Annotated in this window: 6 protein-coding genes; 4 read left to right on the top strand and 2 right to left on the bottom strand. The window is 61.7% G+C overall.

The window, feature by feature from the left end; all coding sequences use genetic code 11:
* Nucleotides 1–85: 85 nt before the first annotated feature.
* Nucleotides 86–1,087 (bottom strand): GlxA family transcriptional regulator, encoded by a 1,002-nt coding sequence (locus tag HNQ83_RS17575; RefSeq protein WP_175390101.1) that lies wholly within the window; start codon nt 1,085–1,087, stop codon nt 86–88.
* Nucleotides 1,088–1,221: 134 nt separating this feature from the next.
* A complete protein-coding gene (locus HNQ83_RS17570) occupies nt 1,222–2,781 on the bottom strand; it encodes a sensor domain-containing diguanylate cyclase (protein ID WP_175390100.1) in 1,560 nt (519 codons plus the stop codon).
* Between the two features lie 146 nt (nt 2,782–2,927).
* Here HNQ83_RS17570 and HNQ83_RS17565 point away from each other — a divergent pair, with 146 nt between their 5' ends.
* The 4 genes from HNQ83_RS17565 to HNQ83_RS17550 all read left to right on the top strand — a co-directional run bounded on the left by HNQ83_RS17565 (nt 2,928) and on the right by HNQ83_RS17550 (nt 10,628).
* Nucleotides 2,928–4,685, top strand: a complete 1,758-nt coding sequence (locus HNQ83_RS17565) for a monovalent cation:proton antiporter-2 (CPA2) family protein (protein ID WP_175390099.1) — start codon at nt 2,928–2,930, stop codon at nt 4,683–4,685.
* A gap of 234 nt (nt 4,686–4,919) precedes the next feature.
* On the top strand, nt 4,920–6,011 hold the full coding sequence (locus HNQ83_RS17560) for an efflux RND transporter periplasmic adaptor subunit (protein WP_175390160.1): 1,092 nt from the start codon (nt 4,920–4,922) through the stop codon (nt 6,009–6,011).
* Nucleotides 6,008–9,205: an efflux RND transporter permease subunit gene (locus HNQ83_RS17555; protein ID WP_175390098.1), complete on the top strand. Its 3,198-nt coding sequence runs from the start codon at nt 6,008–6,010 to the stop codon at nt 9,203–9,205. Before HNQ83_RS17560 ends, HNQ83_RS17555 begins: the two co-directional genes overlap by 4 nt.
* A gap of 1 nt (nt 9,206) precedes the next feature.
* Nucleotides 9,207–10,628 (top strand): efflux transporter outer membrane subunit, encoded by a 1,422-nt coding sequence (locus HNQ83_RS17550; protein WP_175390097.1) that lies wholly within the window; start codon nt 9,207–9,209, stop codon nt 10,626–10,628.
* The last annotated feature ends 361 nt before the right edge of the window (nt 10,629–10,989 follow it).

Raw genomic sequence — 10,989 nt, 5'->3', positions numbered from 1 at the left:
CAGTCAGTTGGGATGTTGGCAGTGACGGCCTCTTCGCGAGCAGGCTCGCTCCCACTGGTGATCGGGTTGTTTCGGAGGACGCGGTTCAATGTGGGAGCGAGCCTGCTCGCGAAGGCGGAACCCGCTGACGCTGCACCGAGTTGAGCGCGCCCATGTGATCCCGCGGATGTGCACCGAAGTACTGCCGATAGCAGCGGAAAAAATGCTGCAACGAGACGAACCCGCACGCCGTGGCCACTTCCGACAGCGGCTGTTCACCCGTCCGCAACAACTGGCGCGCCTGCTGCAACCGCAAGTCCAGGTAGTGTCTGGACGGCGAACAACCCAGGCTGCGCTTGAACAGTCGCTCCAGATGACGGCGGGAAATGCCCAGGGTCTCGGCCAGTTCGTCGATCTCCAGCGTCGGGCTCAAGTGTTCTTTCATCAAGGTCAGAGTGGCCTGCAGCTTTGCCGGGGCTTCCTCCATGGGCAGGAGTGGCCGGGCCTGACGTGTGGCGTGTTTTTCCATCCGCACGATCAGGCCACGGCCATGGGTCCGGGCGAGAAGCTCATGCATCAACCCTTGGACAGCCTGCGGGCCGACGCAGGTCAGGCGCCCGCGGTCGACACAGAACGGCGCCGCCACCGGCGTCAGCTTGCTGAAGGAAGCAAACACCAGTGAGGCGGCGGGCTCCGGCAAGCTGCAACGGAAGCCCTCCAGGGCGCCGATGTCCGCCAGCAGCCATCCTGCGCTGCCCAATCCCCCCAGGCTGATCGGTTGCGCTGCCCAGTGGTGCAGCTGTCGGCGCAGGTCTGGATGCTCCAACTCAATATGTGGGCTATCCCCACCACAGAGGATCAGCACATCGAACTGTTGCGCCTGATCCAGTCGCGCAGTGGCCGTTGCGATGCCATTACTGGCGTACAACTGCCGCCCCTCCAGACTCAACATCTGCCACTGGCAGACACTGCGTCCTGCCAGCTGATTGGCCAGACGCAGGGGTTCCAGCGCATTGGCCAGGGCATACAGATCGAAGGCTTCCATCAACCAGAAACCAATCCGCAACACCGGGGGTTGTGGCCGCCCGGATTCGGTCAGTGGCAGCATGTCCTGTTCTCCCCGTTGATCAAGTCACCCGATTGTCGGCGCCAGGGATCAGCAAGGCGTGTCTGATATCGACCCCTAAGTGCTCGCCTCTACCGATCGCGATCTATCAGGGTGGGATCTGTATAAAGGCTCCATCAAGCCTCTACCCGGTTTCTTCCGTTTTTCTTGGCCTTATAAAGATGCTCGTCGGCTTGCTTCAAGACGGCTGATACGGGCGGACCCTCCGGCAGCCAGCTGCCCACGCCAATGGAAATAGTGACGCAACCGATTCTGTCGATCCTGATGCTTTCCACCCTGGCACGCAAACGCTCGGCGACATCGATCGCGTTGGCGATGGGTGTGTTCGGCAACAGGACCGTGAACTCCTCCCCACCGGTACGGCATGCCAGATCGCCGTCTCGCGAGCTCTGCCTGACTACATCAGCGAGAGCCTGCAACGCGACGTCGCCAGCGTCATGGCCATAGGTGTCGTTCACCGTCTTGAAATGATCGATGTCCATTGCCATCACGCTGAACGGCGTAGACGACTGCTCAAGTTCGAGCAGCGCCTCATCCATCGCCCGGCGGTTCGCCAGGCCGGTCAACGGATCGCTTTGGGCTTGACGGTTGAGGTGACCGAGTTTTTCCTGCATCAGCACCACACCCTTCGATAGCCCACGGCGGATACGCGCGGCTTCGATGTACCAGGCGCGAACCGATTTGATTTGCACCGGGCTATCAGCGGCATCCATATGACTCGCCACGGACGCCAGTTGGTGCAATGGCCGGGTAATCAACGTTGCCACCCACCCGATGATCGCGAAACCGATCAGGCACACGGGAAGGACGACGAGGACGGTTCTGCCAATCAGGGCGTTGAGTGGCGCAAGGGCTGTTTCACGCGATTGTGCGCAGATCACGCCCCAGCGGCTGTCGGGCACCCAGGCGTAGCCCGACAGCATCGCAATACCCTTGTCGTCGACGCTTTCCATGGCTCCCGCGCCTGCGCCGAGAACAGCGTCCACCGCCGTGTCGGGACCCAGCATCTGGCCGATCCGGTCTGGATCGGCGTGATAGAGCAGCCGCCGACGGTTGTCCACCACGTACACCTGAACATCGACGTTATTGAAGTGGCTGCTGATCAGGGTGTGCAGGACGCTTTGCTTCAGCAGGTAAACCGTACCGCCCACCGCCCCCAGATACTGTCCGTTCGAATCGAGAATAGGATGGGAAACGAAGATCACCAGGTTGCCGATCTCGGAGACAAACGCCGAGCTGATCATCGGTTGACGCCCATGCAGTGCTTGAATAACGCCTTCGGTACGAAAGGTTCGTCCCTTGATTTGCAGGCTCTCGGGTGATGCTTCCAGAACCTTCCCTGTGGCATCGAATATCCCCACCACGTTGAAGCTCGAATCCTGTCGCTGCAGGCGAGCCGCCTCGCTCTTCAACAAGGGTGCATTGTGCAGTTGACCGGCCAGCAGATCGGCGCTGTAGGCCAGGTTCTCCTGGCCGTTCCTGAGAAGATCACCGATGCTCGACGCGACTTTGGTTGCATAGGCACGATTGGACTGTAAGGCCGAATCGATCAGCGTCTGCCTCTGGGCCTGATAAACGACATAAAGGCTACTCGCCAGCGTGATCAGCGCTGTCAGCAACGTAAACAACAGGATCAATCGTCGCAGGTCGATCCGGGGCAATGACTTCGCGCTCATGATTGGCCGGTCCGCGGTGCCACTTCAGAACAGTGTAGTTGCAACGGTGTGTTGCACTGTTTCAGGGGAATATATGCACGCTGCACCAATGACTATACTTCGCTCGCGCCTCGGTCCGAGGCGGCAGACAGCACGGAGAAGCGCAGATGCCACACGAAGGAAGCCTGCTCCAGGCAACGGTCATCTTTCTGTTGGCGGTGGTGTTGTTGGTGCCGCTCGCCCAACGCGTCAACCTGGGCGCCGTTCCCGGCTACCTGCTGGTCGGGGTGCTGATCGGGCCTTCGGTGCTGGGCCTGATCAACAATTCCGAGAACGTCAGCCGGCTTTCGGAAATGGGCGTGGTGTTGCTGTTGTTCGTCATCGGGCTGGAGCTTTCGCCACGCAAGCTATGGATGATGAGGCGCTTGCTGTTCGGCGTCGGGCTGATCCAGGTGGTGCTCACCGGGGCGATTTTTGCCGCGATGGCGTTTTACCTTTTTGCCCAGACGCTCCAGGCCTCCATTGTGCTCGGGCTGGCGCTGGCCCTGTCGTCGACCGCCTTCGGCCTGCAAATCCTGGCCGAGCGCAAGGAACTGGGTCGGCCCCACGGTCGCATGGCGGTGGCCATTCTGCTGTTTCAGGACATCGCCGCCATTCCTCTGATTGCCGTGATTCCGTTGCTGGGCAGTGTCGATCCCGACCAGGCGCAAGGCGGTGAGCTGCGGCAGCTGCTGACGGTGCTGGGCGGTATCGGCGCAATCATTGTCGGCGGGCGTTTTCTGATGCGACCGGTGTTCGGCTGGGCCGTGATCCCCGGCCTGCGCGAGCTGTCCACCGCCACGGCCTTATTGTGCGTGCTCGGCACCGCCTGGGTGATGGAGCATGTCGGCGTCTCCATGGCATTGGGGGCTTTCCTCGCCGGACTGCTCATGGCCGAGTCGCCGTTTCGTCACGAACTGGAGTCGCAGATCGAACCGTTCAAGGGACTGTTGCTCGGGCTGTTTTTCGTCGGCGTGGGCATGACCGCCGATTTGCGCTTGCTGTTTGGCGCGCCCTGGGTGGTCCTGGGGCTGACGCTATTGCTGGTGGTGCTCAAACTGCCTCTTTTGTTCGGGCTCGGGCGACTGACGGAGGGCTTGAACCGGGCCGACGCTATCCGCCTCGGCGTGGTCCTCGCTTCCGGCGGTGAATTCGCCTTCGTGGTGTTCAAGCTTGCGCTGGGCCATCGCTTGCTGGATCAGCAGGTCCACGATCTGCTGGTGCTCGTCATCACGCTGTCGATGGCCATGGTTCCCCTGCTGATGATTGCTTTGTCGCCCTTGATGCGCGAAGCACCTGCCGTTTCGGGCGGACCGCAAGCCCCACCAGACATCAGCGACGAACCGAAAGTGGTGATTGCCGGCATGGGTCGAATGGGCCGCGTGATCGCGCGCATGCTGCAAGCCCGGGGCATCTCACTGGTTGCCCTGGACACCTCGGTTCAGGCGCTCGACCAACAGGGCGCGTCAGGACGCCTGCCCGTGTATTACGGCGATCCGACTCGACCCGACATTCTCCACGCCGCCAAGGTCGATACGGCGCAACTGGTCATCGTCACCACCGACGATCCGCAGATCAACCTTGAAACCGTCCGGACCATCACCCGGCTCTATCCCGGCGTCAAAGTGATCGCGCGGGCCCACGACCGGCAGGAGGCCCTGAAACTGATGGATGCGGGCGCCCGGCCGATACGGGAAACCTTTCACTCCAGCCTGGAAATGACCCGTCGCGCCCTGTTGATGCTGGGCGAAAGCGAAGACCAGGCCAATGCGTGGACCCGCAGTTACCAGAAACAGGATGAAGATCAACTGACCCATCGGCACCGCAACGAGGGTACCGACGACACTCGGCCCAAGCCTGACACTGACGCACCCGCAGAAAAGTAAATGGCTCTCAACACCATGTAACAGGCGACGCCCCACCGGTTAGCGTGACGAGGAGTTAGTGACTACGCTACTGATCGGGTGACCTCACGGAGTATGAGCATGGGTGCGAACAAAAATGTTGTCCGATGGCTCGTGGGCTTGCCGATCGCCCTGATGGTAGGGGTTTCAAGCCTGCTTGTCGGTTGTGACAAAGCGCCCGACTCCCCCGCCCGTAAACCGCCCGATGTGACCGTCATGACGGTCACCGCCCGTGATACCCCGGTGACCTTCGAATTCGTCGCCCAGACCCAGAGCTCCCGCGAAGTGGAAATCCGCGCCCGTGTCGCCGGCTTCCTGGACAAGCGGCTGTACACCGAAGGCGAGCTGGTGAAGGCCGGGCAAACGCTGTTCCAGATGGACCGCAAACCCTTTGAAGCGGCGCTGTTGTCGGCCCAGGGCCAATTGGCCCAGCAACAGGCCCGTTGGGAGGTGGCCAAGGCCGCCCTGGCCCGTGTCCGTCCACTGGCAGCGCAGAACGCAGTCAGCAAGATGGATCTGGACAATGCCGTCGGCGAAGAGCGTGAAACCCGCGCCGCGGTACTGGCTGCAGAGGGGGTGGTGCGCACCGCCCAGTTGAATCTGAGCTACACCACCATCACCTCGCCCCTCACCGGCCTCTCCAGCTACGCGAAGAAACAGGATGGCAGTTACGTCACGCCGGGTGAGTCGGGGCTGCTGACCTCGGTGTCACAGATGGACCCGATGTACGTCAATTTCAGTCTTTCGGAAAACGAAACCCTCAAATACCGCGACGAAATCAGCGCCGGCCGCCTCAAATTCCCGTCCAGCAGCGATTTTGAAGTCGAAGTGGTGCTGGCCGACGGTACCGTGGTCCCGGAGCGCGGCAAGGTTAATTTCCTGGCGCCGTCGTTCAGCCAGGAAACCGGCACCTTTCTGGTCCGGGCGGTACTGGCCAACCCGAAGGGGATGCTGCGTCCCGGTCAATTCGTGAAGGCGCTGGCCAAGGGCGCTACCCGTCCCAATGCCATCCTGGTGCCACAGAAAGCCGTGCTTGAGGGTGCCAAGAGCCATTTCGTGTGGGTGCTCAATGCCGAGGGCAAGCCCGAGCAACGGGTGGTGGACGTGGGGGAATGGCAAGGCGATAACTGGTTCATCAGCAAGGGGCTGCGTGCCGGCGAGCGTATCGTGGTCGATGGCGCCATCCGGGTCACGCCCGGTGGGCCGCTGAACATCGTCGAAGCGGCCGGCACTGCGCCGTCAGCCAGCCCGCCCGGCGAAACGGTGAAGGCAGGTGCAACCGGAGCAACGGGCGGGAAAGCACCATGAGCATTTCCCACTATTGCATCGACCGGCCCATTTTCGCTTCGGTGATTTCCATCGTCATCACCCTGGCCGGTGCCGTGGCCATGCTTTCACTGCCGGTGGCCCAATACCCGGACATCACGCCACCGCAAATCACCGTGGCGGCGACATACCCGGGCGCCGATGCGCAGGTGGTGGCCAATAACGTGGCCGCGCCGATCGAGCAACAGGTCAACGGCGCCGACAACATGATTTATATGAACTCGTCGAGTTCCGCGACGGGCAACATGACCCTCAACGTGTTCTTCGAGATCGGCACCGACCCTTCCCTCGCCCAGGTGGACGTACAGAACCGGGTCAACCTGGCCCTGCCGCAACTGCCGTCCGCCGTGCAGAGCCAGGGTATCCAGGTGCAGAAGAAATCCTCGGCGTTCATGATGGTGCTGGCGGTGTACTCCGCTGGTGACCGCTATGACAGCACCTACGTTGCCAACTACGCCAACCTCTACATTCTGGATGCGATCAAGCGCATTCCCGGCGCCAACCAGGCCAGTATCTTCGGCACCCCCGACTACGCCATGCGCATCTGGCTGAAACCTGACCGCATGGCCCAGCTGGGCATCACCGCCGCCGACGTGCAGAAGGCCGTGGCCAATCAGAACCAGCAATTCGCGGTCGGCCGTGTCGGGCAATCCCCCACCGGGCAAGCCGTTGAACAGTCCTTTGCCGTGACCACCAAGGGGCGACTGACCGAGCCTGTGGAGTTCGAGAACATCATCCTGCGGGCCAGCAACGACGGGGCGGCGATCGTTCGTCTCAAGGATGTCGGGCGCGCCGAGCTTGGGCAAAAGGACTACTCGCTGCGCAGCACCTATCAGGGCAAACCGGCGACCTTGATTGCCGTGTACCAACAACCCGGCGCCAATGCCCTGGACGTTTCCGCGGCGGTCACCAAGACCCTGGCCGACATGAAGGCGACCTTCCCCGAAGGCATCGAATACAAGATCGTGATGGATACGACCGCCTTCACCCGTGCTTCGATTTCCGAAGTGATCCACACCTTCTTCGAAGCCCTGGTGCTGGTGGTCATCGTGGTGTTCCTGTTCCTGCAGAGCCTGCGCGCCACGCTGATTCCGGTGATCGCAGTGCCGGTGTCCATCGTTGGCACCTTTATCGGCATGACGGCGCTCGGCTTCTCCGTGAACATGCTGACGCTGTTCGGCATGGTGCTGGCGATCGGCATCGTGGTGGACGACGCGATCGTGGTGATCGAAAACGTCGAGCGCAACATGCACGTGCACAAGATGAACCCCAAGGACGCCGCAAAACGGGCGATGGACGAAGTGGCAGGTCCGGTGGTGGCCATCGTGCTGGTGCTGTGCGCGGTGTTCATCCCTGTGGCGTTCATGGGCGGCATCACTGGACAGCTCTATAAGCAGTTCGCGATCACCATTGCCATTTCCGTGGTGATCTCCGGCCTCGTGGCCCTGACCTTGTCACCGGCCCTGGCGGCGCTGTTGCTCAAGCCGCAACACGGCGATAAAAACGCTTTTTTCCGCTGGTTCGAACGCAGTTTCGAGCGCATGACCGAGGGCTATTCCAATATGGTGGCCTTGTTGATCAAGCGTTTCGTGGTGGCGCTCTTGTTGTTTGCCGGCATGATCGTGCTGATCGTCTTGATGGCAGGGCGCATACCCAGCGCCTTCCTGCCGCCCGAAGACCAGGGCTATCTGCTGGGCGCCGTGATCATGCCCGATGCCGCGAGCCTGGATCGCACCGGCGAGGTCGGCGCGGTGGCCAGTGACTTCTTCATGAACGATGCCTCCGTCGAAGGTGTCGCCATCGTCAACGGCTATAGCCTGCTCGATGGCCAGAACAAGAACAATGCGGCGGCCTTCTTCGTCGGGTTCAAGGATTTCGAAGGACGCTACAAGGATTCGGAAACCATCAAGGAACAGAGCGCTCCGGCGGTCATCCAGAAAGCCGCCCATGCGTTTTCCACGGTTCAGGGCGGGGTCATCCTGCCGGTCAACCCGCCCTCCATTCCCGGCCTGGGCACCACCGGTGGCATGGAGGTCTGGGTCCAGAGCAAGGGCGATGCCAGCATGGACCAACTGGCGGAAATGGTCGGCAATCTGGTGGCGAAGGCCAAGCAGCGCCCGGAGCTCGGCGCGATCACCTCGACCTTCAATGTGCATTCCCGACAGTTGATGGTCGACGTGGACCGGGAAAAAGCCGAGACCCTGGGCGTGCCGGTGGAAGATGTCTACAGTGCCATGCAGACCATGTTCGGCTCGCTGTACGTCTCGCAATTCAACAAATTCAGTCGCCTGTGGCAGGTGATCTTGCAGGCTGAACCGTCCTATCGCCTGAAGGCCGAGGACCTGGAGCAGATCTACGTGCGCAGCAGGAACATGGGAATGGTGCCGCTCAAGGCGGTGCTGACCACCCGCTACGTCACCGGCCCCGACCTGTTGACCCGCTTCAACAACTTCCCGGCGGTCAAGCTTACGGCCAACGCCGCACCCGGCTTCAGTTCCGGCCAGGCGCTGGCGGCGCTGGAGGAAATCAGCGCCGAGATCATGACCAACGACTACGCGCTGGCCTTGAGCGGTGAAGCATTCGAGGAAAAAAAGAGCGGCGGCGCTTCGTCTCAGGTGTTCATCTTCGGCCTGGTGATGGTGTTCCTGATCCTTGCGGCTCAGTACGAGAAATGGTCCCTGCCGGTTGGCGTGCTGCTGGCGGTGCCTTTTGCGCTGTTCGGTGCCTTGCTCGCGGTGTTGCTGCGAGGCTTGAGCAATGATGTTTATTTCCAGATCGGTCTGACCATGCTGATCGCGCTGGCGGCCAAGAACGCCATTCTGATCTTCGAGTTTGCGGTGCTGAACCGGGAAAACGGCATGTCGGCCTACGACGCCGCCATGACGGCGGCCAGGGAACGCCTGCGGCCCATCGTGATGACCTCCCTGGCGTTCATCCTCGGCTGTGTGCCGTTGGCCATTGCTGTCGGTGCTTCCGAGAACAGTCGGCACTCCATCGGTACAGGGGTGATCGGCGGGATGCTGGCGGCGACCGTCATCGCTGTCTTCTTCATTCCCTTGTTCTACTACCTGGTGGAGCGGATGTTCGCGAAAAAGGATGACGCCAAACAGACCGTCCCGGCACCGCAACCGCAGATCCCCGATGGCGCGGCACAAAACCGGCATGAGGGGGATTGAGATGCGCAAGTCCCCTCTTCCGCTGCTGTTGTGCCTGGGCCTGGCCGGCTGCATGGTAGGGCCGGATTACCAGGCCCCGGAGATCGACACGCCCGCCGCTTATCGTTATGCCGACAAGGAAGCCAGGGACCTGTCCAACACACTGTGGTGGGAGCAGTTCCAGGACCCGGTGCTCAATGACCTGATCCGCATCGCCCTGCAAGAGAACAAGGACATCCAGATCGCCGCCGCGAGGGTGGAGCAGTTCCAGGGCCGCTATGGCGAAACGCGCTCCCTGTTGTTCCCCCAGGTCGGGCTCGGCACGCAAGGCCAGCGGACCCGCTCTCCCCGGGACAACGGTCCGGTGCCACTGGATTCGTCCGTCGACCCGGTCTTCAACAACTATCAGGCCATTCTCAATGTGAGCTGGGAGCTGGATGTCTGGGGCCGATTGCGCCGCCTCAGCGAATCCGCCCGCGCCGACCTGCTGGCCTCGGAGGAAGGCCGGCGCAGCGTCCTGTTGAGCCTGGTGTCGTCGGTGGCATCGAGTTACGTGACGCTGCGTGATCTGGACCGGGAACTGGAAATTGCCCGTACCACCGCCAAGGTGCGCGGCGATTCCTACGAGATTTTCAAGCTGCGCTATGGCGCCGGGACCATTTCCGAAATGGAATTGGCCCAAAACCTGTCCGAATACGAACGAACCCTGGCGGCGGTCGCGCAATTCGAACCCTTGGTCGCGCAACAGGAAAACGCGCTGGCGGTCCTGCTGGGCCGCAACCCCGGCCCGATCATTCGCGGACGGGACCTGGGGCAATTGACGCTGCCGGCGGTGCCTGCGGGACTGCCTTCGGACCTGCTGGAGCGCCGGCCGGATCTGCGTCAGGCCGAATTGAACCTGATCTCGGCCAACGCCCTGATCGGCGCCGCCAAGGCCCAGTACTTCCCGACGATTTCCCTGACCGGGCTGCTGGGTTCTGTCAGCAACCAACTCTCGGACCTGTTCACCGGGCCTGCCGCCACCTGGTCCTACGGCGTCGCCGCCAGCATGCCGATCTTCACTGCCGGCGGCATCGCCGGGCAGGTGCAACAGGCAGAAGCCTTCCAGCAACAGACCCTGCTGATTTACCAGCAGGCGATTCAATCGGCGTTCAGGGATGTGGAAGATGCCCTGATCACGTCCAGCAAATCCCGCGAACAGATGGCCTCCCAGGAAAGGCAGGTCGAGGCGTTGCGCACCTACGCCCGGTTCGCCCGGCTGCGCTACGACAACGGCTACACCGACTACATCGAGGTGCTGGATGCCGAGCGCAGCCTGTTCGATGCCGAGTTGAACTACACCCGTACCCGGGCCACAGTGTTCACTTCAATGATCAATTTGTACAAGGCAACGGGTGGTGGCTGGGTGAGCAAGGCTGACGAACTGACGGTGTCCGGTAAATAACCTCGTCTCATGCCTGACAAACATCCAATTGTGTGGGAGCGAGCCTGCTCGCGAAGGCGGTGTGTCATTCAGCAAAAATGTTGACTGACCTGGCCTCTTCGTCGGAACGCCGCCCGGAGCCGGCTCGCTCCCACAATGAGGTCAGGGATATATCTGTAAATGATTGGTCGGCTGTCAGGCCGCTATCGCTGGCAAGCCAGCTCCCACAGGGGATTGGGTTCACCGGCAAAAGCCAGGTCGGCTGTCAGGCCGCCTCGCTTTTGCTTTGGCTGTTGAGGTACGCGCCCCCTCGAGAGGCCGAGTGGAGGTTCTGCGCAGTGGGCAAACCGGCATGGATGCCGGTTTAGCCGCCCCCGGCCAT

Source organism: Pseudomonas sp. C2B4, from assembly GCF_013359695.1.
GTDB lineage: Bacteria > Pseudomonadota > Gammaproteobacteria > Pseudomonadales > Pseudomonadaceae > Aquipseudomonas.
Note: the sequence above shows the minus strand (reverse complement) of the source record. Positions and strands in the feature narration are given on the sequence as shown.